Raw genomic sequence first — 21,115 nt, 5'->3', positions numbered from 1 at the left:
CCAACTGCTTGCGATTACTGCCCCAAATCGCTGAACGGACAAACGTCGTCTTCGAACGGCACGTGCCGGTGCCTGAAGGAGGCCCCCTCGATTGCCTGCGGGCTGCTGATCCGGTCCATCCGAAAATGCCGAAAATCTGCGCGCTGCGGGTCCCAAGCCACAAGATACCACAATGGGGGCAGGATCAGCATGGCCTGTGGCTCGACCTTACGCAGGGTCTTGCGCTGTTTGGCGTCAAGATAGTCGAACTGGATCAGGCGGCGATTTAGGAATGCGCTCTGAAAAACTGGCAAAAGGTCCGGATCCATTGTTCCTATATCAGACAGATCCTGCAGTGGTGAAAGTTGCCCGATGTACAGGCGCTCCAGAAACGCACGCAAATCTTTGACCTTGTCCGAGGGTAGCGCTTTTTCAATCTTCTCCAGCCCGGCATCGGCCAGATCAAAGAAGGGCAGGTTTCCCACTGCACGCATCGCCGCGACGCTGATCAACAGGGCGAAAACCTCGGGCACTGACAGCCGCGCGGTGGTTTGTATGGATTGCGGGTCTAACTGAAGGCCGCCGCCGCGCCCCACGTCAGAGTGAATGACAAACCCCTCATCCCGCAGCGTACTGATGTCGCGCAAGACCGTCCGACGTGAAACGCCGACTTCATCGGCCAGGTGATCAACCGTGGCGGTTCCGTTGCGGCGCAGGCTGCGCACGATGGCATCGTGACGGGTGCGGATATTCATAAGGCAACTCTAACATAAACAGTGACAGATTTTGGCACTATTCCGATCTACCCCGGATTCAGCAATGTCAAACAAGGAGCATCGAACAATGAAACGCACTGCTGTTAATCCGTGGAACTGGTCTCTCAGGCTCGGCTACAATCAGGCCGAAATCGTCGAAGGGGGCACCCGTCAGTTGATTTGTGCAGGGCAGACGTCTGTGGACGAGACGGGCACTCCCCAGCACGCGGGCGACATGCGCGCCCAGATCAGCCTGGCGCTCGATAATCTCGAGGCGGTTTTGTCAGACGCCGGGATGGACCTGAGCAACGTCACCCGGCTGGGCGTCTATGCCACGGATGTGGATGAGGTGTTGAAGAATTTTGATCTGATGGGCATGCGGTTCGGGCCACATCACGTTGCTCCGCCGATGACCCTATTGGGTGTTACGCGACTGGCCGTCCCTGGTCTGCTTTTTGAGATAGAGGCCACAGCAATGTCCTGAGAACAGGCGCGCGGGGTCAAGCCGCGCGCCCTTGCATCAGTAGGCGTTCATGGTCAGCAGTTCGTATTCCGCAACCATTTCATCGTCCTGATTGGTCAGGATAACATGCCAGCGGACCTCGCCATAGTCATCCGTGCGACGGGTCTTTTTCTTGACGCTCAGGCGGACCTTGATGCTGTCGCCTGCGCTGACCGGCTTCATGAAACGCAGGGTGTCCAGACCTGTGTTGGCCAGAACCGGGCCTTCGTTCGGTTCGACAAACAGGCCAGCCGCAAAGCTGAGCAGCAGATAGCCGTGCGCCACGCGACCGGGGAAGAATGGGTTCCGTTTGGCGGCATCATCGTCCATGTGGGCATAGAAGGTGTCGCCGGTGAAATTCGCAAACAGCTCTATGTCGTCCATCGTGACCGTGCGGCTGTGGGTGTTCAGAGTCTGGCCAATCGACAGTTCGCCGAACTTGCGGGTGAAGGGGTGCGCAGGGCTTTCGATCTCGGGCGCCCCAGGAACCCAGGTGCCGCCGATGGCGCTCAGCATCTCGGGTGAGCCCTGGATCGCGGTGCGCTGCATATAGTGTTTCACACCGCGCACGCCGCCCATTTCCTCGCCACCGCCTGCGCGCCCCGGACCACCGTGTACCATGTGCGGCAACGGCGAGCCGTGACCGGTCGATTCCTTCATCGAGGTGCGGTTGTTGATATAGATTCGCCCATTATAGGCACCGGAACCCAACACCACGTTTCGCGCGACAGTGGTGTCATTGGTGATGACGGAGGTCACCAGCGAGCCTTGGCCACGGTTGGCGATGTTGATCGCGTGGTCTAGATCGCGGTAGCCCATGATGGTCGAGACGGGGCCAAACGCCTCGGTGTCGTGCACGCGCTGGGCGTTGTCCGGGTCTGCGCAGTGGAACAGCATCGGCGGCAGGAATGCGCCCTTGTCCTTGTCGGCGCCCTCGACGGTGAAATTCTCGGGGTCGCCAAAGACGCGCTCGGCCTCTTGCCCGATGATCGCAACCTTTTCCAGAACGTCCTGTTTCTGCCCGTTTGATACCAGCGCGCCCATGCGAGTGGTTTCGAGCCGGGGATCACCGATCAGGGTTTTGGACAGGCGCGCCGACAAAGCCTCGATCACCGCCTGAACAGAGGTTTCGGGCGCGATGATGCGGCGGATGGCGGTGCATTTCTGGCCCGCCTTGGCCGTCATCTCGCGGCTGACCTCTTTGACGAACAGATCAAATTCGGGCGTGCCGGGGTCGGCGTCAGGGCCAAGGATCGACGCGTTCAGGCTGTCTTGTTCCGCCACAAATCGCACGGCGTTGTTGATGATGGCCGGGGTCTGGCGCAGTTTCAGCGCAGTGTTGGCAGAGCCGGTAAAGCTGACCACGTCCTGCATGCCCAGACGGTCGAGCATGTCGCCTAGTCCACCAGAGACCAGTTGGAGCGCACCGGCGGGCAGGATGCCACTGTCGAGCATGATCTTGACCGCCAGTTCAGTGACATAGCAGCTATTGGTGGCGGGTTTCACGATGGCCGGGACCCCGGCCAGCAGTGTAGGAGCGAGCTTTTCCAACATCCCCCAAACCGGGAAGTTGAAAGCGTTGATATGCACCGCGACGCCGTGCAGCGGGGTGCAGACATGCTGGCCCAAAAAGGTGCCATTGCGGCTGAGTTGCTCGATATCGCCGTCAACATAGACCTGCCCATCGGGCATTTCACGGCGGCCCTTGGAGGCAAAGACAAACATCGTGCCGATACCGCCGTCGATGTCGATCATGTGGTCGCTTTGGGTCGCACCGGTTTCAAAGCTCAGGTCGAAGAGCGCCTGTTTCTGCGCGTCAAGCGCGTTGGCCAGCGCCTTGAGCATCTTGGCGCGGTCATGAAACCCCAACTGGCGCAGGGCAGGCCCGCCGACGTTGCGCGCATAATCCAGCATGCCTTGAACATCCAAGGCGCTGTTGCCTGCGCTGGCAAAAGCCTCGCCCGTGATGGCGGATGCGATGGTGCGGGCCCCGGTTCCGGGGGCGATCCATTCACCGGCGGCAAAGCTGGAAATCTGCTGCAAACTCATCGGAAGTCTCCTTGGTGTCGATCAGGCAGAGTCGCGCCCGGTTTTTCTCATATTATGATTAACCGAATGATCGGTCAATTAATTGAGTCAAAAAAGTCCACCGAAGCGGAAATAGGCCGGACGCGATTGCATCCGGCCCAAAAGTATTAGTGACCCAAAGCGCCCATTTGTTGCGGCAGGTAAAGCACCACGATGGGGACCAATACGATCAGGGCAAGCCGGAAGATGTCGGCGATCCAGAACGGGGTCACCCCGCGAAAGATCGTGCCGGTGGATACATCGCCGACCACCCCTTTCAGGATGAAGACGTTCAAGCCAACGGGCGGTGTGATCAGCGAGATCTCGGTGACAACAACCACCACGATGCCGAACCAGATCGGATCATAGCCAAGCGAGGTCACCAGCGGAAAGAAGATCGGCACCGTCAGCAGCAGCATCGACAGCGATTCAAATACACAGCCCAGGATGATGTAGATGCCCAGGATCATCAGGATCACCACAAACGGCGGGACATCATAAGCCGTGACCATGGCAATCAGCGCCTCGGGTAGGCCTGCAAGGTTGATGAAGTTGGAAAAGATCTGCGCCCCGATCAGTACGGCGAACAGCGCCGCAGCGGTGAATGTGGTTTCCTTCAGAACTTCAAAGGTCGAGCCAATTGTCAAACCACCCCGGAACAAGGCGATCAGGAATGCGCCCGCAGCGCCCATGCCCGCCGCCTCGGTCGGTGAAAAGGTCAGGTTCAGCGGTTCAAAGTCGAACGCGCCATAAAGACCGCCGATCACCAAGAAGAACAGCAAGAGCACGGCCCAGACCGAGCCGAGCGCCTTGAACCTCTCCCCCCAGCTGGCACGTTCACCAGCAGGGCCCGAGCTCGGGTTGCGCCAGACGGTCCAGCGGACAGCGAACAGGTAAAACAGGATGCCCAGAATACCCGGAATGATCCCGGCCATGAACAGCTTGCCGATCGAGGTTTCGGTCAACAGCCCATAGATCACCAGGATCACGGACGGCGGGATCAGGATGCCAAGTGTACCACCTGCCGCAATCGATGCGGTCGACAGCTCGTCCGAGTACCCATAGCGGCGCATTTCCGGCATCGCGACCTTGGACATGGTGGCTGCTGTGGCCAATGACGACCCGCAGATGGCTGAAAAGCCACCACAAGCGGCGACTGTCGCCATCGCAATACCGCCGCGCATGTGACCCATAAAGGCGTTGGACACGGCATAAAGCTCGCGCGCCATGCCACCTTTGTTCACAAACAGGCCCATCAGGATGAACAGCGGGACAACCGACAGGCCATAGTCCTGCGCGGTGTCCGTGATCTGACGGCCAACCATCGACATCGCGGCCTTCAGGCCCCGTTCGTCAAAGATTGAACCGCCACGCTCGTAGGCGAAACCAAGGGTACCAACCAGACCCATGGCAAAAACGATGGGCATCCGGATCAGGACGAGCACCAGAACAAGGAAAAATCCGATCAGGGCGGCGGTCATTGGTTCGGCTCCGCAAGTAGGTTAGGGGCAAAGAAGGTTAACAGGCCATTGATGATCATCGCGATGGCCGAAACGGCGACGGTGAGGGCGATGAACCAACCGACATAGAAGACCGGAATCGCCAGGTATTCCGTCACATCCCCATAGTCGCGTGCACGTTCGGCCAAAATCCAGACGCGCTGAATCGGCCAAAACAGGATTACGCCACAAAAGACGTTGAGCAGCCCGTCGCGCAGGCGGCTGAGACGGAAACGGTTGAACAGGCCATCGGTCAGGTCAACGGCGATGTGCCCGTTCTGGACCGAGATGATGGGCAACACCGAAAACACCAAAACAGCCATCAGGATGCGGGTCAGTTCGGTAGCGGCCTCGATCGGTGAATTAAACACCGACCGCAGGATGACGTCGCAAAAGGTCATGATCATCAGGATGAACAGGGCAACGCAGGCCACCACAACGGGTACGATGCTGGCGCTGCGGGCGAGCTTGAGAAGGGGAGACATGTGGGCTCCTTTGCAGGGGTCCGAAGGGTGGGGCGGCAAGACCCGCCGCCCCGGTGGACGGGCTTAGTTTGCGGCCATGTCCGATTTGATTTGGTCATATGCGGCTTGCGCGTCGATGCCCGCATCGGCCACTTCGGCCAGAACTTTGGCGCGAACCTCTTCGGCGATGGCGTTAAACTTCGCCAAATCCGCATCCGAAGCCGCGTTGATCGCGTTGCCCTCGGTCGATTTGGTCGCTTCGCGGCCAATGCCGTCGATCTCGTCCCAGATCTTGCCGATCTCGCGGCTCAGTGGCTCCCCAAAGACCTGTTCGTCCAGTGCCTTCTGAAGGTCGACGGGCAGGTCGGCAAAGGTGTCTTCGTTCATGATGAAGGCAAACGAACCACGGTACAGACCGCCGGGAACTTCATAGACGTTCTTGGCAACCTCGGTCAGCTTGAAACCCTTGCGGGACTCAAACGGCATGACAACACCGTCCGCCGCGTTCGACGCTAGGGTTTCGTATACTTTGGGTGCGGGAACTTTGATGCCGGTTGCACCCAGGGCCGCACCAACGTCGCCCCCCACACCGCCGGGGATCCGCACCTTGAGGCCAGAAATCTGGTTCATATCGGTGACGGCGGCGTTCGAATGCAACTGCGCGGGGCCGTGTGTGTGCAGCGCGATCAGCTTGACGCCGCGGTGCTCTTTGGCCTTGAACAGGTGGCTTTCATAGGCGCGCCAGTAGGCAACCGAAGCGGCCTCAGCCGAGCCTTCGTAGCCGGGCAATTCGATCAGCTTGGTGGTGACAAAACGTCCGGGCTGGTAGCCGTGGAAGATGATCGAGGCATCAGCAGCGCCGTCCTGGATCAGGTCCATCTGCGCGGGGGGCGGTGCGATGCCCAGCTTCAGTTCGGCTGTGACCTTGCCGTCGGTGGCCTCCTCGACCATCTCGACAAACTTGGGCCACATCTTGGCGTTGATGCCGTGGGTTGGCGGTGCCCAGCTGGAAATCGTCAGAGTGTAGTCGGCCGCAAATGCTGCCGCGCCTGATACGGCCAAGGCCGCCGAGGCCAGCAGAGTGCCTAGTTTCGTGAATTTAACCATTGGGTTTCCTCCCTCGTAGAATGGTGTTGGTGAACGCGGATAATGGTTGTTTTTGTAACCATCAACGCATTGTAGGCGGTCTAATGATCGGTTCATTTTTCCGATTTGATGAGTTTCCTAGGTGCTTAAACGCCGCTTAAGATGCAGATTTTATGCAGCTTTTCCCCGCTTGGCTTTGGCCAGAAACATCGGCCCCCCGCGCCAGCGCGGAAAGCCGTAGCCAAAAAGTTTCACGACATCCACATCTTCAGCGCGATCGGCGATTCCCTCGTCGACGATCTGCTGACCCTCGCGGGCCAGCACCTCCAACAGCCGGTCCGCGATGTCGTTGGGCGTGAAGTTTTGGCGGGGCAAACCGTTGTCTTTGGAGTAGGCGACGATCAGTTCTTCGACGTCCTCGTCGCGGATCGGCGCGCGCGATGCGTCCTTGTAACGATACCAGCCTTTGCCGCTGCGCTGGCCCAAGCGGTCCATTTCGCACAGCGTGTCGGCGATGCGCTCATAACGCTCGTTTGGATCGCGGGTTGCAGCTTGTCGCTTGCGGTTGGCCCAGGCGATTTGCAATCCCGTGAGGTCCTGCAATTCAAATGGCCCCATTGGCAGGCCCGCCTCGCGCATGGCCGAGTCAACCTGATGCGGCAGAGCGCCGTCGGCCAGCAGGTATTCCGCCTCGCGCCTGAAAGCGGCCAGCATCCGGTTGCCGATGAATCCGTCGCAGATGCCCGACAGCACCGAAACCTTGCGCAGTCGTTTGCCCAGGGCAAAGCCGGTTGCGATCACCTCGGGCGTGGTGTTTGGCGTTTTGACGATTTCCAGCAATTTCATCACATGCGCGGGGCTGAAGAAATGCAAGCCCAGGCAGCGTGATAGATTGGGCATACCGTCAAAGATCAGAGTCGGGTCCAAATAAGACGTGTTGGTCGCCAAAATCGCGTCCGGCCCGATGACCGCGGCCAGTTGCCGGAACACGTCGCGTTTGACATCCAAATCCTCGAACACGGCTTCGATCGCCAAATCGGCGTCCGCGGCATCCGCGTAACTGTCGGTGGTGGTCAGATGCGCCAGCATGTCGGCCTGTTGATCGACCGTGAATTTGCCGCGCTTCACGCCCCCTTCGATCAGTCCGTCAACGCGTGTGCGGGCAGCATTCGCCGCTGCATTGTCCCGTTCAATCAAAGTGACCGACAGGCAACCGCTCAGGCAAGCCATGGCTATCCCAGCGCCCATCAGACCACCGCCCACGATGGCGATTTGGTTCAACGGGCGCGGTTCAATCCCGTCGATCAACTTGGGTTTGCTGACGGCGCGTTCCGCAAAGAATGCATAGCGCAGGGCGCGGCTTTCGACCGAGTGGCGCAGTTTCAGGTGCAACGCGCGTTCAACCGGTTGGCCCTGTTCGAACGGCAGCGCTGCCCACTGCAACGCCTCGAGGTTCAGAATGGGCGACTGTTGGCCCTTGGCGCGCTTCTTGAGCGCGGTTTCTGTCGCGGCGTATTCATCCAACGGCAACGCTGCGACCACACGGTCGCGTACTTTCACCGGGCGGTTCGGCAAGTTTTGGGCAAACGTGCGTGCGGCATCTTTCAGATCGCCCTGCGCAATCTGGTCCACCCCACCCAGGTCCAGCAGCGTCTCCGCAGGTAGGATTTTGCCCGAACATGCCATGTCGATGGCCGCCTGCATCCCGATCAGGCGGGGCGCGCGTTGGGTACCTCCCGCGCCTGGGATCAGGCCTACGTTCACTTCGGGCAGGCCGAACTTGGTGCCGGGCGCAGCAATCCGCCAGGCGCAGCCCATGGCAATCTCGAACCCTCCGCCCAGAACGTTGCCATGCATCGCCGCGACAAAGGGGGTTTCGCTGTCCTCGATCATCTGCACCACGTCGGGCAGGTGTGGTTCCTCAGGCGCACGGTCAAATTCGGATATGTCACCGCCTGCCACAAAGGTGCGACCGGCGCAGGTTAGAATGGCAACGCGCGCGCCTTGGACCTGTTGCGCGGCCGCAGTAAGGCCTGCTCGAACAGCGGTGGAGGTCGCGTTTACCGGGGGATTGTCAATCTCAACCCAGGCGATGTCGCCCTCATGCGTGACCGTAACTACCGAGCTGTTCGTCATGTGCCTTGCCCTCAAAACCAGAGAATCAACATATTCGAAAAATTTATTGACCAACCGTTCGGTTAATGCAACTATTTTGTAGAAACATTTGCAAAGCGGACCTGACATGAGTGATACGATTCTTGCGCAAGATCATGGAAATTGGGTTGAAATCACCCTGAACCGCCCTGATCGCCTGAACAGTTTCAACGACGAGATGCACTATGCTCTGCGCACGGCGTTGGAAAATGCGCGGGAAAACGGCGCCCGTGCAGTGCTGTTGACGGGGGCGGGACGCGGATTCTGTGCCGGTCAGGATTTGGGCGATCGCGACCCGTCAAAAATGGATGGGCCGCCCGATCTGGGCAACACGGTGCGCACCTTCTATGCGCCGCTGGTCACTCTGATCCGCTCACTGAACTTCCCCGTCATCTGCGCCGTGAACGGTGTTGCAGCCGGGGCAGGGGCCAACATTGCGCTGGCTTGCGACATGGTGCTGACCAGTGAAAGCGCCAAATTCATTCAGTCATTTTCCAAGGTCGGTCTGATCCCGGACACCGGTGGCTCATGGCATCTGCCCCGCTTGCTGGGCGAGGCGCGCGCCAAAGGGTTGGCGTTCACCGCGCAACCTTTGCCTGCGAAACAGGCCGAGGATTGGGGACTGATCTGGAAAGCGTTGCCAGATAATCAACTGATGGCCGAGGCCCGCGCGATGGCCGAGCAATTTGCCAACGGCCCGACGCTGGGGCTGGGCCTGACCAAACAGTGCATTCAGGCAGCCGCGACCGACGATCTGATCGAGCACCTTGAAATGGAAGCCGATGCCATGAAAACCTGTGGTGAAAGCGCGGATTACGCCGAAGGTGTCACCGCGTTTCTGGAAAAGCGAAGCCCGAAGTTTCAAGGTAAATGACAATGATGCCGAAGACGCGTGCCGAACGTTCTGCTCAGGCGATGTGGGATGCGGACCAGGCCTCTAAATGGGCCGGAATGGAAATCACCCACATTGACGAGGCGACCGCGACCCTTGAGATGACCGTGGAGGCACATCATTGCAATGGGTATGGCATCTGCCACGGCGGCGTGACCTTCATGCTTGCCGACAGCGCATTTGCTTTTGCCTGCAACAGTCGCAACCAATCGACTGTCGCCCAACACAACGTGATCAGCTTTATCGCGCCCGGACAATTTGGTGACCGGCTGACCGCCACCGCAATCGAGCTGAGCCTGACCGGGCGCAGTGGGATTTATGATGTAACCGTGACCAATCAGAACGGCCAGCAGATCGCCGAATTTAGGGGCTTTTCCCGGGCGATCAAGGGCACCCTGTTTGACGAAGATTAAGGTGTGGAGGACGCTATGAAGGACCTGACCCCAAACAAAGCCGACCTGGAACCGATCGAGACCGCCTCGATCGACGAGATCCGCGCGACACAGCTAGAGCGGATGAGGTGGTCACTGCGTCACGCCTATGACAACGTGGCGATGTACAAACAGCGGTTCGACGCGGCGGGTGTGCATCCCGATGATCTGCAAAGCCTGTCAGATCTGGCCAAGTTTCCGTTCACCTATAAAAACGACTTGCGCGACAATTATCCCTTTGGCCTGTTTGCGGTGCCGCGCGAACAGATCATGCGCTTGCATGCCTCGTCCGGCACCACCGGCAAGGCGACAGTGGTGGGCTATACCGCCAATGACATCAACAATTGGGCCGACTTGCTGGCGCGTTCCCTGCGCGCCTCGGGCCTGCGCCGGGGTGACATGGTTCACAACGCCTATGGCTATGGCTTGTTCACCGGTGGCCTGGGCGCGCATTACGGGATCGAACGGCTGGGTGCGACCGTCGTGCCTATGGGTGGCGGGCAGACCGAGAAACAAGTCGGGTTGATCAACGATTTCAAGCCGGACGGCATCATGGTGACGCCGTCCTACATGCTCAACATTCTGGAGCAATTCCACAAGATGGGTCTCGATCCACGCGACAGCTCGCTGTCGGTGGGTGTATTTGGCGCCGAACCCTGGACCAACGCCATGCGGGTCGAGGTCGAAAAGGCATTCGACATGCACGCGGTCGACATCTACGGCCTGTCCGAAATTATGGGGCCCGGTGTTGCCAACGAGTGTGTCGAGACCAAGGATGGTCTTCATGTGTGGGAAGATCACTTCTACCCCGAGGTGATCGACCCCGAAACCGGCGAAGTGCTGCCCGATGGTGAGATGGGAGAGCTGGTTTTCACCACCCTCACCAAAGAGGGCCTGCCGATGATCCGCTATCGCACCCGCGACCTGACACGTCTGCTCCCAGGCACTGCGCGCTCGCTGCGGCGGATGGAAAAGATCACAGGCCGCTCGGATGACATGATCATCCTTCGTGGCGTCAACGTCTTTCCGACCCAGATCGAAGAGCAACTTATGGCAACCGGCGGCCTGGCCCCGCATTTCCAGATCGAACTCTACAAATCCGGGCGCATGGATGCTATGCGGGTGTTTGTCGAAGCCAACCCCGATGCCGCTGACGAGCTGAGCAAGACCGCCGCCGCGCGGATGCTGAGCAAGCGGATCAAGGATATCGTGGGGGTTTCAACTGAAATCGTCGTGGGTGATCCCGGCGAGGTGGCGCGGTCCCAAGGCAAGGCCCAACGTGTCGTCGACAACCGAGATAAGGAGTAGGCCTTGGCCCGCACGATTGCAAAAGACCATGATCAGAAACGGGCTCAGATACTGAAATCCGCCGCGCGCGTCTTTGCGCGCGAAGGGTTCGACCGCGCCTCGATGACCCAATTGGCGCGTGAATGCGGGATATCCAAGGCGAATATCTATCACTACTACGACAGCAAGGATGCCATCCTGTATGACATCCTTGAAACCTACCTGCGCGAGCTTCGCGACCTGATCTGCGGGATTGAACTGGACGGACTGTCCAGTGAGGAGCGTTTGCACAAGGTCGTTGCTGAAACATTGCTGGCTTATCAGGGTGTCGACGATGAACACCGCGTACAAACCAGCGGCTTGTCGGCCCTGCCGGAAGAGCAGCAAAAGGTATTGCGCCGCTATCAGCGCGACATGGTGGAATTTGTGAGCGGGATCATTGCCGAGAACGCGCCACAGAGGATTGCGAGCGATGGCGAGAAACTCCGCTCTGCAACCATGTCCGTGTTCGGGATGCTGAACTGGTATTACATGTGGAACACCGGGGCCGGGGCCAAAGCGCGCGAAGATTACGCTGCGGTGGTTTCCAATCTGACGCTTGGTGGCCTGACCAAAATCTAAGAACACCTAGGTTATGTTAGCTGTGAAGTAGAAGAAGCTGCGCGGCCTGTTTGCCTTGCGTCCTGCGGGCGGTAGGGGCCAAGCCCACGTGAGCTTGGCCCAACGGGAGGAGATGTTTTACTGAAACGTCGACGACGGGAGGGAGCGGCTTTGCGCCGGTCAAATAAACCGGAAACTCAACACGGCTTCTCCGCAAACCCTGTAGTGACCCTAAGCCAAAGTGTTGTGCGCAGGTTTGTTTTTCCGGGTTAAGCAGGTTGGAGCGACAGGGAAAACACTCCACAACATTTACAGATTATCAGGACAGTATTTTTTGAATCTCGCACTAAAAGACGAGGTTTTTGGGGGCTGTATGGCGCTTAGGAAAACAGATCCGTCAACTAATTGATCGCCATTGGTTGAACGCTGGGATCACGACGCTGCAACTGAGTTATTCTGGGAGGAACTCCGTCACCAAGGGGGTCGTAAGCCAAATTGTGCTAATCCCAGCCCACTCATCCGCAGGCCGTAGGCTGGGATGTTTGATCACGGGCGCTTCAGGCCGAGGCTTTCGAGCACAGTAGCGGCTTCCACCTCCCAGCGTGTTTTCAGTTCGGCGTTTGTGGAGCGGCGCAGGCCCATGTCCTTGAGCGCACCCGCCTTGTTAGACGCGCCAGAGCCAAAGCTTGCGGCGACACGCGGCCACCAATAGTCGACCGATTTTTGCATGTCCGACGCGGCGCCCTTTTGCGCCAGCTTTAGTGCACCTTCGACAGCGAGTTCCGCATGGCGTGTTTCCACAGGCAGGATGGTGCGGAAAGCCTCGGCCAGGGGCTGGTACGAGATCAGCGAAAACTCGGTCAACTGAATCACCACGGCCCTGCTCATCAGCACGTTCATCACCACGGAATCGACCCAACCATCAAGCGGGTAATTGAATACTGACAGGCGCATGTCGTGATCGCTGCGGGACATCCCAATATCGGCGTCCCGTTCCAGCCGGGCGGTCCAGGGGTGGTGCGAGGCATAGCGATCTGCATCCACACCAAATTCGGCCATGACGCGTAACACGCGGTCGGCATTGTCTGTCTTTTCCAGCACGATCTTGGCGGCGGCAATGCGCTCCTTGATACCGGGGCCTGCGTTGATTACATCAGCAAAGCCCGCGGCACCAGCCAGTTCACTGTCGACAAACGTCGCCATCAACTTCATCAGCTCGGCACGATAGCGCGGCGGCACGTTAGTGGGGTTGGTTAGCACCCCGCCGGCGGCCAGGTAGCTTACGATTGTCATATCTTCTGCCATGATCGCTCTCCTTACTGATCAAAGTCGACTGTGACGGAATCCGTCAGCGGGAAGGCCTGGCAGGACAAGACATAGCCTTTCTCGACCTCATAATCCTCCAGCGCGTGGTTCGCGACCATTTCGACCTCGCCCTCGAGCACCTTACAACGACATGTTGAACAAACTCCTGCTTTGCAAGCGTAAGGCGCGTCCATCGCATTTTCGAGCGCACCGTCCAGGATCGACATGTCCTTGGGCAGGGTGATCGTCTGGGTCGAACCGTCCAGCGTGATGGCTGCCTTAGTCTGGTTGGCGCTGCTTGCAGCATCGCCCGAGGCGGTCTTGCGCTTGGCGCGACCCGGTTGGGCGCTGGCAAACAGTTCGAACTTGATCTGTGCATCGTCCAGCCCGTGATCGCGTAGAGCAGCGGCAATGCCCAGCATCATCGGCTCGGGTCCGCAAATAAAGGCGGTGTCCACGGTCTTGATATCGATCCAGCGTTTGAAGAGCTCGGCACATTTTTCTTGCGTCACCAGACCGGTGAAGAGATCAATATCCTGCGCGTCGCTTTCCAGAATGTGGATCACATTGAGCCGCCCCATGTAGAGGTTCTTGAGATCCTCCAACTCCTCGCGGAACATGATCGTGTTGACGCCCCTGTTGGCATAAACCAACGTGAACCGCGCCTTTGGTTCGCGCGCCAGTGTGGTCTTGAGGATGGACAGCACGGGCGTCACACCGGAGCCACCGGCAAAGCCAAGGTAATGCTTGCTGGAATCCGCATCGAGCGCCGTAAAGAAGCCGCCCATGGGCGGCATCGCCTGAATGGTGTCCCCCACTTTCAGCTCTTCATTGGCCCAGGTCGAAAAGGCGCCGCCGTCGACGCGTTTGATGCCAACCTGCAAAATGCCTTCGTCCTTGCCGGCGCAGATCGAATAGGACCGCCGCAGCTCTTCGCCGTCGAAATCGCGGCGGAAGGTCAGGTATTGGCCTTGGGTGAAGTCGAATTCTTCGGCTGCGCCGTTGACGGGTTGCAGTGTGACCACGACAGCGTCGCGGATGGTTTTGTGAACGTCTGTGACGGTCAGATCGTGAAAGCGCGCCATGGGGCGTCTCCTCTTATCTGGGGCTCAGATGCATTTGAAATAGTCGAACGGTTCCAGGCAGTCGGTGCAGCGCCAATGCGCCTTACAAGGGGTTGAGCCGAACTGGCTGACCTTTTGCACATTGCCGCTGCCACAATGGGGGCACCGTTCCGGTCCGCCTGCGGGTTGCGGTGGGGCGATCCCATAATTTTCCAGTCGGGCCTTGCCGCGCTCTGTCAACCAATCGGTGGTCCAGGCCGGGCTCAGCTGCTGTTTGAGCTGCAGCTTTTCGATGCCGTGATCTCGCAGGGCGGTCTCGATATCCATGTTGATCACGGACGTCGCGGGGCAGCCCGAGTAAGTTGGCGTCACTGTGATGATCAGCGTGTCATCGTTCCATGCGACGTCTCGAATGACGCCGAGATCGATGAGTGAGATCACTGGGATCTCAGGGTCAGGAACGGCGTCAAGCCATTCCCAGATCTGATCTATGCTTGCATGGTTCATTTGGCTTGCCTTGCGTCGTTCGATCGCCACCCGCGGACAGAATTTTTCGAAAAATTCTGGTTCAATTTCTTTGAAAGAAATTGGTCCCCCGTGGCATCGGTTGTCACCAATTTCCGCCGGGGTAGGCACGTTGCAACCACTGCATCGAGCACAGCAGATGACCCAGATGTTCGGTGTGCATGGCGCCGGATTTGCCGCCCTTTTGGGCAAAGCGGTTCCCAGGCACGGTGAGTGTTGCCTCGTCCAGAACCTTCTGCACCAGCAGATCATACTCATCGCGCAACGTGCTTGGGTCCGGGGCAATGCCTGCCGCGGCCATCTCGGCATCCACCTCGTCAGAGAGAAACATCTCACCCACATAGGGATAAAGGTAATCCAGTGCCTTTTGCATGCGGGCATGGCTTTCCTCGGTCCCATCACCCAAGGCCACAACCGTGTCGGCCGAACGCTCCAAGTGATAGGCGATTTCCTTGCTGGCCTTTTCGGCGATCTCGGACACGCGCTTGTTGCTGCTTTTGATCAGGCGCGCGACATAGATCGAATGCCAGGCGTCAAACAGGAACTGCCGCATAATGGTCTGACCAAAATCGCCATTCGGCATTTCGACCAACAAGACATTACGGAAATCCCAGGCGTCGCGGTGGAACGCCAGACGGTCCGCATCCCTGCTTTCGCCCTCAATCTCACCGGCATAACCCAGCCAGAACTGTGTCTGACCGATGAAGTCCAGCGCGGTGTTTGACAGTGCGATGTCCTCTTCCAGAACCGGGGCCATACCGCACCATTCACTGATCCGGTGACCCAGGATCAGGGTGTTGTCCCCCATACGTTGGAGGAATTCGAACAGAGCCTCGTTACGCGTCATCACATGGCCCCCACTTCATCAGGAATGTCAAAGAAGGTCGGGTGACGATAGACTTTGCTTTCGCTGGGCTCATAAAGCGGGCCTTTGTCCGAGGGCGACGAGGCGGCGATATGCACGGCCTCAACCACCCAGATCGACACGCCTTCGTTGCGGCGGGTATATACATCGCGGGCGTTCTTGATCGCCATTTCGGCGTCCGGTGCGTGCAGGCTGCCAACGTGACGGTGGCTCATGCCGTGCTGGCCGCGAATGAAAACTTCCCACAGAGGCCATTCGTTGTTCATAGCTTGGGTCTCCTCCTAGCTGGGCACAAGGGCAGACACCGGTGGCTAAAACCGGGCTCCTCGCACAGCAGATATGTCTACGTTTGTTACTCGGCCGCGACTTTGGCGGCTGCTTTCTTGCGGGCGTGGGCCAACATGCCTTCACGCACCCAGGCACCATCGTCCCAGGCCTTGTTGCGGTCGGCCAAGCGATCGACGTTGCAGGGGCCGTTGCCCTTGATCACATCAAAGAACTCGGACCAATCGGGTTGGCTGAAGTCATAATGCCCGCGCTCTTCGTTCCATTTCAGGTTCTCGTCCGGGATAGTCAGGCCCAGGAATTCCGCCTGCGGCACGGTCTGGTCCACGAACTTCTGACGCAGTTCGTCGTTGGTGTTGATCTTGATCTTCCACGCCATCGACTGTTCCGAATGCACCGAGTCCCCGTCTGGCGGGCCGAACATCATCAGCGACGGATACCAATAGCGGTTCAGCGCATCCTGAGCCATTTTCTTCTGCGCGGGTGTACCTTCGGCGCAAGCGCGGATGGAATCGTACCCTTGACGCTGGTGGAAGCTTTCTTCCTTGCAGATGCGCACCATGGCGCGGGCGTAAGGGCCATATGATGTCCGCTGCAGCGGTACTTGGTTCATGATCGCAGCACCGTCCACCAGCCAGCCGATGGCGCCGATGTCGGCCCAATTCAGCGAGGGGTAGTTGAAGATTGACGAATACTTCATGCGGCCATCCAGCAGCATCTCGGTCATTTCATCCCGGCTAACACCCAATGTCTCGGCCGCGCAGTAAAGGTACAGACCATGGCCCGCCTCATCCTGCACTTTGGCCAGCAGGATCGCTTTACGCTCCAAAGTGGGTGCGCGTGTGACCCAGTTGCCTTCGGGCAGGGTGCCGACGATCTCGGAATGGGCGTGCTGACCGATCTGGCGGATCAGGGTCTTGCGGTATCCTTCGGGCATCCAATCCTTGGGTTCGATCCGTTCACCTGCGTCGATGCGGGCCTGAAAGGCTGCCAGCTTTTCAGGATCTTCCTGCGACGCTTCGGATTTGACCATCTGTGCATACATGGCAGTTCCCTCCTTACACTCGTTCCAGGATCAGGGCTGCGCCCTGACCGACGCCAACACACATGGTGCACAGCGCATAGCGCCCACCGGTGCGTTGCAATTGATAGGCCGCGGTCAATACCAGACGTGCGCCCGACATACCCAGCGGGTGACCGATAGAGATAGCACCACCGTTGGGGTTAACATGGGGTGCATCATCGGCCACGCCAAGCTCTCGCAGGGTGGCAAGACCCTGGCTGGCAAAGGCTTCGTTCAATTCTATCACATCCATCTGCTCGATGGTGAGCCCCGCACGTGCCAGCACCTTGCGGCAGGCAGGAACCGGACCGATGCCCATGATGCGAGGGGCAACGCCCGCCACGGACATGCCCACAACGCGCGCCATCGGCGTGAGGTTATTCTTGGCAGTTGCAGCCTCGTTCGCCATCAGGATCGCCGCCGCCCCGTCGTTGACGCCTGACGCGTTGCCTGCGGTGACCGTCTTGCCCGGACCGTTGATGCCCTTGAGACCCGAGAGCTTTTCGGCGGTTGAACTGGGGCGCGGGTGCTCGTCCGCGTCGAATATGATCGGATCGCCTTTGCGCTGCGGGATGGTGACTGTCGTGATTTCGTCTTTGAAAATCCCGGCTTCATGCGCAGCGGCCCACCGGGCCTGACTGCGCGCCGCAAAGGCGTCCTGATCAGCACGGTTTACGCCGTAATCCTCGGCCACGTTATCAGCGGTCTGAGGCATAGTATCGGTGCCGTACATTTCGTGCATCTTCTTGTTCACGAAACGCCAGCCAATGGTGGTGTCATAGACGGTGTTGGCGCGGCTGAAGGCGCTGGTGGCCTTGGGCATCACAAAGGGCGCGCGGCTCATGCTTTCGACGCCACCGGCGATAACCAAGTCATAGTCACCGGCCTTGATCCCGCGTGAAGCCATTCCAACGGCGTCCATGCCGCTGGCACACAGGCGATTTACGGTTGTACCCGGAACGTCGGTTGGCAGCCCAGCCAACAGTCCGGCCATCCGCGCCACGTTGCGGTTGCTTTCACCCGCTTGGTTGGCATCGCCAATGATCACATCATCGACGTTGGACCAGTTTACATCGGGGTTGCGTTCCATCAGGGCGGCAATTGGCAGCGCAGCAAGGTCGTCCGTCCGGACCCCGGACAGGGCTCCGCCGTATCGTCCAATTGGGGTGCGCTGTGCGTCGCAGATGAAGGCGTCCATTCAGAAAAGTCTCCACTCGTTGGCGTCACTATAAGGTGACCGCTTGGTCGGGTAATACGTGTGATTGTGATTCGCAGCAAGTGAAATGTAACACATAATTGTAAAGTTGATGATTTTAGTAACACGTTGTCGAGTGTGAAAACAAAAAACCCGCCGTCCCAAGGGCGGCGGGTTCGATGATTTCGGTGTGGATTACCGTCAAAGCTGCCCGGCCTCTTCCAGCACTTTGCGGGCCACGCGGAAGCACTCTAATGACTGCGGAACCCCGCAGTAGATGCCGATTACGTGGATTATGGCGCGAACTTCCTCTTTGCTGACACCGTTGTTCAGCGCGCCGCGGCAGTGGATCTCCCACTCGTGCATCTTGCCCAATGCACCGATCATGGCCAGATTCATCATAGAGCGTGTCTTGGGTTCGATCACGTCATCACCCCAACCAAAGCCCCAGCACCAGGCCGTCATCGCTTCTTGAAAGGGGCGGGTGAATTCATCTGCTGCGGCCAGGTTCTTTTCGACGTATTCTGCACCCAAGGTGTCTTTGCGCTGTTCCAGGCCCTTGAGGAACAGGTCTTCGTTGAACAAATCGGCCATGTAAGTCTCCGTATCGGTCTTTGCTGTTGGTCAGCCCTCAGACAGCCCGGTTTTGGGTGTAGCCTGAAAGCTTTGGTGTTTTGGGATGTCATCGGACAGGCGCAGCCATGCAACGCCATCTTCCAGTTTCACATGCGCGTCTGGGGCATAGTCTGCTTGCTCATTCAGGGTCGCGGCGTGGATGTGGATTTCACCCGGCCACTTGGCGGACCGGAAATAGAGCCGCGTGCCGCATTCGGGGCAGAACCCACGATGGGAATCCGGCGAGCTTTCGAAGTGGTTGATATCGCCGGTCCAGGTGACGGTGTCGGGTGCTAGTCCGACAAATGTGGTAAAAGGCGATGACGTGGCTTTTTGACAATCGTCGCAATGACACGACAGGCGCCTAGTCACAGGTCCGGCGGACGACCAAGTAACCGCGCCACACATGCATTTCCCCGATAGATTGGTCACATGTCACCTCCATGCACACGCCTTGTTACAGATCAACGGCCTCGCGCATCCATTGTTGCAACCTGGCAATGGAATGCTCGGACATCACCCCGCCGGATGGGTCCAGGACCAGCGGTCCAGGTCTGTAGCCCCGCGATTTAAGGCCGCGATAGACCGATTCCACAAGGTGAATGTCTTCTTCCACAGTCGTCTCACGATCTTGAACCGCAAGTTGTCGGATAACAGCGCTTTCCGATCCGCCCTCGGTGTACCAGCCACGCCAGACGGCGCAGTGATCCGTGCCCTCGGCGCGCCAGTGATAGGTGTTGAGAACATTGCCCGGGTAACACTGGAAGGAGAACATCGGCCAAAGGAACCAGGACTGATAGTCACCGGCATGGGGCACGGACATGTCGATGGGATAGGTCATCCTGTCGAGGCTCTGACACTCGGTCGTGTGACGCAGAACATAGCCGCCGCCCTCGTCGGGCTTGATGTCATAGGTCTCGGGCTTGACCACGCCTTCGGCAAAGGTGGGGTGGTTGGTGGGACAGTGATAGCATTCTGAATAGTTCTCGATGCTGACTTTCCAATTGCAGTTTTCAGGCACCTCGACCCATTCCAGCGGTTCCAGCGCGTCGATGTGGGGCACATAGGCGCGGATTTCCTCGCGCACGCCGGGATACCAGTCGTCCATCGGCGTGGCCTCGTCATCGAGATTAACGAAGATGAAGCCGTTGAACACTTCGGTGCGCACCGATGTCAGACAGATGGCCGAGCGGTCAAATCCCGGTACCGACTTGATGTTGGGCCCTGCGCGCAGCTCGCCCGACAGCTCGTAGGTCCACGAGTGATAGGGACAGACCACGACGCGCGTGTTTCCCGCACCCGTGACCATTTCATGGGCACGATGCTGGCACACGTTATAGAAGGTGCGGATTTCGCCATCACGCCCCCGGATACAGAACAGGCTTTCATCCGCGATTTCAAAAGCAAAGTAGTCCCCGATCTCGCGCACCTGCGCGATGTGGCCCGCGAACTGCCATGTCCGGGCCAACAGACCCCGCAGTTCCTGCTCGAAAATCGCAGGATCGGTATAATAGCGCGCGTCCAGAGACTGCGTCAGGGGTGCGTTCATTCAGGCTCCTCCGCATATAGGCCCAATTGATGGCGACGACGATGAAACCGCTCGACCCGTTCGACAATCTCGTCACTGGAAACGGCCACGACAAAGGACAGCAGGGTTTCCAGCAAAGCGATGGTCGACACGGACGAGGGGAAGAATTGCGGGGTATCGGCGGCGACAACAAAGCCGTGATTGGCGTTCAGGATCACCGGGCTTGCCGGGCTGTCCGACAGCCCCACGACGGTCATGCCTTGCTCGCGCGCCAGTTTGATCGCCTCGATTACCTCGGTGCGATAGGGATGGCAGGTTATGGCGATTAATACGTCCTGCTCGTCGGCCCACGCCAGATCATCAATTGCGGTGGACCCTGGTCGCGGGATCGCGTGAAACTGCTTCATGCCGGTCGAGGCAAGATAGGTGAAATTGCGCGCGTTTGAATTGTTGACGCCGACGCCCAATGTGAAAACTTGCCGTGAATTCCATATGTCTGTCGCTGCGGCTTGCAGCGATTCAGGGCTGATACCGCCAAAGGTCTCTTCGATGTTTCTGATTGCAGCGCCAACCATGTCGGCATACAGCCCGCCCAGTTCGCCCGACTTGCCAATGTCCTGCAACCAGCGGGCGCGATCAGGAAAGGATACAGCCCCCCGCCTGATCGCATCGCGGAAGGGCGCGCGGAAATCCTCGTACCCATCAAAGCCCACCTGCCGGGCCATCCGCACAAAGGTGTTTGGCTTCACATTGGCGGCCTCGGCAATCTCGCGCACGGTCGAAACCCCCACATCTGTGGGGTTTTCCAGCACGTAACGCGCGGCTTTCTGCGCCTCAGGCGTCAAGGCGTCCCATTCCTTGGTCAGGCGGTCGAGAACGATTGATGATACATTTGTTTCATTCATGATTGACGATGGTACAAATGTGGAATTAGCCTGTCGAGCAGAATCGTGA

The 21,115-nt window shown here is 58.7% G+C and carries 22 protein-coding genes; 5 read left to right on the top strand and 17 right to left on the bottom strand.

Annotation, left to right across the window (positions count from 1 at the left end; genetic code table 11):
- Positions 1–14: 14 nt before the first annotated feature.
- Positions 15–734, bottom strand: coding sequence for a YafY family protein (locus G6R15_RS20975; RefSeq protein WP_164661936.1), 720 nt, complete (start codon positions 732–734; stop codon positions 15–17).
- 88 nt (positions 735–822) lie between these two features.
- Between G6R15_RS20975 and G6R15_RS20970 the strand changes: the two genes are divergently transcribed.
- On the top strand, positions 823–1,218 hold the full coding sequence (locus G6R15_RS20970) for a RidA family protein (protein WP_164661935.1): 396 nt from the start codon (positions 823–825) through the stop codon (positions 1,216–1,218).
- Between the two features lie 36 nt (positions 1,219–1,254).
- On the opposite strand, the gene paaZ is transcribed toward G6R15_RS20970, so the two are convergent.
- The 5 genes from paaZ to G6R15_RS20945 form a co-directional block, all read right to left on the bottom strand.
- Positions 1,255–3,285, bottom strand: coding sequence for a phenylacetic acid degradation bifunctional protein PaaZ (paaZ, locus tag G6R15_RS20965; protein ID WP_164661934.1), 2,031 nt, complete (start codon positions 3,283–3,285; stop codon positions 1,255–1,257).
- Positions 3,286–3,431: 146 nt separating this feature from the next.
- A complete protein-coding gene (locus tag G6R15_RS20960; protein WP_164661933.1) occupies positions 3,432–4,784 on the bottom strand; it encodes a TRAP transporter large permease in 1,353 nt (450 codons plus the stop codon).
- Positions 4,781–5,287: a TRAP transporter small permease gene (locus G6R15_RS20955; RefSeq protein ID WP_164661932.1), complete on the bottom strand. Its 507-nt coding sequence runs from the start codon at positions 5,285–5,287 to the stop codon at positions 4,781–4,783. Before G6R15_RS20955 ends, G6R15_RS20960 begins: the two co-directional genes overlap by 4 nt.
- Before the next feature lie 63 nt (positions 5,288–5,350).
- Positions 5,351–6,373, bottom strand: coding sequence for a TRAP transporter substrate-binding protein (locus G6R15_RS20950; RefSeq protein ID WP_164661931.1), 1,023 nt, complete (start codon positions 6,371–6,373; stop codon positions 5,351–5,353).
- Between the two features lie 150 nt (positions 6,374–6,523).
- The gene (locus G6R15_RS20945; protein WP_164661930.1) at positions 6,524–8,488 is read right to left on the bottom strand and encodes an FAD-dependent oxidoreductase; all 1,965 of its coding nucleotides are present in this window, start codon (positions 8,486–8,488) and stop codon (positions 6,524–6,526) included.
- Between the two features lie 106 nt (positions 8,489–8,594).
- Here G6R15_RS20945 and paaG point away from each other — a divergent pair, with 106 nt between their 5' ends.
- Genes paaG through G6R15_RS20925 form a run of 4 tightly spaced genes read left to right on the top strand, consistent with a single transcriptional unit; the run spans position 8,595 to position 11,737 of the window.
- On the top strand, positions 8,595–9,380 hold the full coding sequence (gene paaG, locus G6R15_RS20940; protein WP_164661929.1) for a 2-(1,2-epoxy-1,2-dihydrophenyl)acetyl-CoA isomerase PaaG: 786 nt from the start codon (positions 8,595–8,597) through the stop codon (positions 9,378–9,380).
- 2 nt (positions 9,381–9,382) lie between these two features.
- A complete protein-coding gene (paaI, locus tag G6R15_RS20935) occupies positions 9,383–9,811 on the top strand; it encodes a hydroxyphenylacetyl-CoA thioesterase PaaI (protein ID WP_164661968.1) in 429 nt (142 codons plus the stop codon).
- 15 nt (positions 9,812–9,826) lie between these two features.
- Positions 9,827–11,137 carry a phenylacetate--CoA ligase PaaK gene (gene paaK, locus G6R15_RS20930; protein ID WP_164661928.1) on the top strand — a complete coding sequence of 437 codons (1,311 nt, stop codon included), beginning with the start codon at positions 9,827–9,829 and terminating at the stop codon, positions 11,135–11,137.
- Between the two features lie 3 nt (positions 11,138–11,140).
- Positions 11,141–11,737, top strand: coding sequence for a TetR/AcrR family transcriptional regulator (locus tag G6R15_RS20925; RefSeq protein ID WP_164661927.1), 597 nt, complete (start codon positions 11,141–11,143; stop codon positions 11,735–11,737).
- 525 nt (positions 11,738–12,262) lie between these two features.
- Here G6R15_RS20925 and G6R15_RS20920 read toward each other — a convergent pair.
- From G6R15_RS20920 to G6R15_RS20870, 11 genes are all read right to left on the bottom strand, one after another.
- A complete protein-coding gene (locus tag G6R15_RS20920; protein ID WP_164661926.1) occupies positions 12,263–13,021 on the bottom strand; it encodes a Phenylacetic acid catabolic protein in 759 nt (252 codons plus the stop codon).
- 11 nt (positions 13,022–13,032) lie between these two features.
- Positions 13,033–14,106: a 1,2-phenylacetyl-CoA epoxidase subunit PaaE gene (gene paaE / locus G6R15_RS20915; protein WP_164661925.1), complete on the bottom strand. Its 1,074-nt coding sequence runs from the start codon at positions 14,104–14,106 to the stop codon at positions 13,033–13,035.
- 24 nt (positions 14,107–14,130) lie between these two features.
- Positions 14,131–14,592 carry a 1,2-phenylacetyl-CoA epoxidase subunit PaaD gene (gene paaD / locus G6R15_RS20910; protein ID WP_164661967.1) on the bottom strand — a complete coding sequence of 154 codons (462 nt, stop codon included), beginning with the start codon at positions 14,590–14,592 and terminating at the stop codon, positions 14,131–14,133.
- 103 nt (positions 14,593–14,695) lie between these two features.
- Positions 14,696–15,457, bottom strand: a complete 762-nt coding sequence (paaC, locus tag G6R15_RS20905; protein ID WP_164661924.1) for a 1,2-phenylacetyl-CoA epoxidase subunit PaaC — start codon at positions 15,455–15,457, stop codon at positions 14,696–14,698.
- On the bottom strand, positions 15,457–15,741 hold the full coding sequence (gene paaB / locus G6R15_RS20900; RefSeq protein WP_164661923.1) for a 1,2-phenylacetyl-CoA epoxidase subunit PaaB: 285 nt from the start codon (positions 15,739–15,741) through the stop codon (positions 15,457–15,459). Before paaB ends, paaC begins: the two co-directional genes overlap by 1 nt.
- A gap of 86 nt (positions 15,742–15,827) precedes the next feature.
- Positions 15,828–16,805, bottom strand: a complete 978-nt coding sequence (gene paaA, locus G6R15_RS20895; RefSeq protein WP_164661922.1) for a 1,2-phenylacetyl-CoA epoxidase subunit PaaA — start codon at positions 16,803–16,805, stop codon at positions 15,828–15,830.
- A 13-nt stretch (positions 16,806–16,818) separates the two neighbouring features.
- A complete protein-coding gene (pcaF, locus tag G6R15_RS20890) occupies positions 16,819–18,021 on the bottom strand; it encodes a 3-oxoadipyl-CoA thiolase (RefSeq protein ID WP_164661921.1) in 1,203 nt (400 codons plus the stop codon).
- A gap of 198 nt (positions 18,022–18,219) precedes the next feature.
- Complete coding sequence (locus G6R15_RS20885; RefSeq protein ID WP_164661920.1) at positions 18,220–18,612, bottom strand: carboxymuconolactone decarboxylase family protein; 393 nt, start codon at positions 18,610–18,612, stop codon at positions 18,220–18,222.
- Positions 18,613–18,642: 30 nt separating this feature from the next.
- Positions 18,643–19,065, bottom strand: a complete 423-nt coding sequence (locus G6R15_RS20880; protein WP_164661919.1) for a GFA family protein — start codon at positions 19,063–19,065, stop codon at positions 18,643–18,645.
- A gap of 25 nt (positions 19,066–19,090) precedes the next feature.
- Complete coding sequence (locus tag G6R15_RS20875) at positions 19,091–20,182, bottom strand: aromatic ring-hydroxylating dioxygenase subunit alpha (protein WP_164661918.1); 1,092 nt, start codon at positions 20,180–20,182, stop codon at positions 19,091–19,093.
- Positions 20,179–21,066, bottom strand: coding sequence for a MurR/RpiR family transcriptional regulator (locus G6R15_RS20870; RefSeq protein ID WP_164661917.1), 888 nt, complete (start codon positions 21,064–21,066; stop codon positions 20,179–20,181). Before G6R15_RS20870 ends, G6R15_RS20875 begins: the two co-directional genes overlap by 4 nt.
- Positions 21,067–21,115: the final 49 nt, after the last annotated feature.

Source organism: Tropicibacter sp. Alg240-R139 (genome assembly GCF_900537075.1).
Lineage (GTDB): Bacteria > Pseudomonadota > Alphaproteobacteria > Rhodobacterales > Rhodobacteraceae > Falsiruegeria.
This window is presented reverse-complemented; position numbering and strand designations above follow the sequence as displayed.

What these genes read in the sequence shown, in the direction of transcription:
- paaK (WP_164661928.1), top strand. Translation starts at nt 9,827, where the DNA reads ATGAAGGACCTGACCCCAAACAAAGCCGACCTGGAACCGATCGAGACC.
- G6R15_RS20920 (WP_164661926.1), bottom strand. Translation starts at nt 13,021, where the DNA reads ATGGCAGAAGATATGACAATCGTAAGCTACCTGGCCGCCGGCGGGGTG.
- paaE (WP_164661925.1), bottom strand. Translation starts at nt 14,106, where the DNA reads ATGGCGCGCTTTCACGATCTGACCGTCACAGACGTTCACAAAACCATC.
- G6R15_RS20960 (WP_164661933.1), bottom strand. Translation starts at nt 4,784, where the DNA reads ATGACCGCCGCCCTGATCGGATTTTTCCTTGTTCTGGTGCTCGTCCTG.
- G6R15_RS20975 (WP_164661936.1), bottom strand. Translation starts at nt 734, where the DNA reads ATGAATATCCGCACCCGTCACGATGCCATCGTGCGCAGCCTGCGCCGC.
- G6R15_RS20955 (WP_164661932.1), bottom strand. Translation starts at nt 5,287, where the DNA reads ATGTCTCCCCTTCTCAAGCTCGCCCGCAGCGCCAGCATCGTACCCGTT.
- paaA (WP_164661922.1), bottom strand. Translation starts at nt 16,805, where the DNA reads ATGTATGCACAGATGGTCAAATCCGAAGCGTCGCAGGAAGATCCTGAA.
- pcaF (WP_164661921.1), bottom strand. Translation starts at nt 18,021, where the DNA reads ATGGACGCCTTCATCTGCGACGCACAGCGCACCCCAATTGGACGATAC.
- G6R15_RS20945 (WP_164661930.1), bottom strand. Translation starts at nt 8,488, where the DNA reads ATGACGAACAGCTCGGTAGTTACGGTCACGCATGAGGGCGACATCGCC.
- G6R15_RS20885 (WP_164661920.1), bottom strand. Translation starts at nt 18,612, where the DNA reads ATGGCCGATTTGTTCAACGAAGACCTGTTCCTCAAGGGCCTGGAACAG.
- paaG (WP_164661929.1), top strand. Translation starts at nt 8,595, where the DNA reads ATGAGTGATACGATTCTTGCGCAAGATCATGGAAATTGGGTTGAAATC.
- paaC (WP_164661924.1), bottom strand. Translation starts at nt 15,457, where the DNA reads ATGACGCGTAACGAGGCTCTGTTCGAATTCCTCCAACGTATGGGGGAC.
- G6R15_RS20950 (WP_164661931.1), bottom strand. Translation starts at nt 6,373, where the DNA reads ATGGTTAAATTCACGAAACTAGGCACTCTGCTGGCCTCGGCGGCCTTG.
- G6R15_RS20870 (WP_164661917.1), bottom strand. Translation starts at nt 21,066, where the DNA reads ATGAATGAAACAAATGTATCATCAATCGTTCTCGACCGCCTGACCAAG.
- paaB (WP_164661923.1), bottom strand. Translation starts at nt 15,741, where the DNA reads ATGAACAACGAATGGCCTCTGTGGGAAGTTTTCATTCGCGGCCAGCAC.
- paaZ (WP_164661934.1), bottom strand. Translation starts at nt 3,285, where the DNA reads ATGAGTTTGCAGCAGATTTCCAGCTTTGCCGCCGGTGAATGGATCGCC.
- paaI (WP_164661968.1), top strand. Translation starts at nt 9,383, where the DNA reads ATGATGCCGAAGACGCGTGCCGAACGTTCTGCTCAGGCGATGTGGGAT.
- G6R15_RS20875 (WP_164661918.1), bottom strand. Translation starts at nt 20,182, where the DNA reads ATGAACGCACCCCTGACGCAGTCTCTGGACGCGCGCTATTATACCGAT.
- paaD (WP_164661967.1), bottom strand. Translation starts at nt 14,592, where the DNA reads ATGAACCATGCAAGCATAGATCAGATCTGGGAATGGCTTGACGCCGTT.
- G6R15_RS20970 (WP_164661935.1), top strand. Translation starts at nt 823, where the DNA reads ATGAAACGCACTGCTGTTAATCCGTGGAACTGGTCTCTCAGGCTCGGC.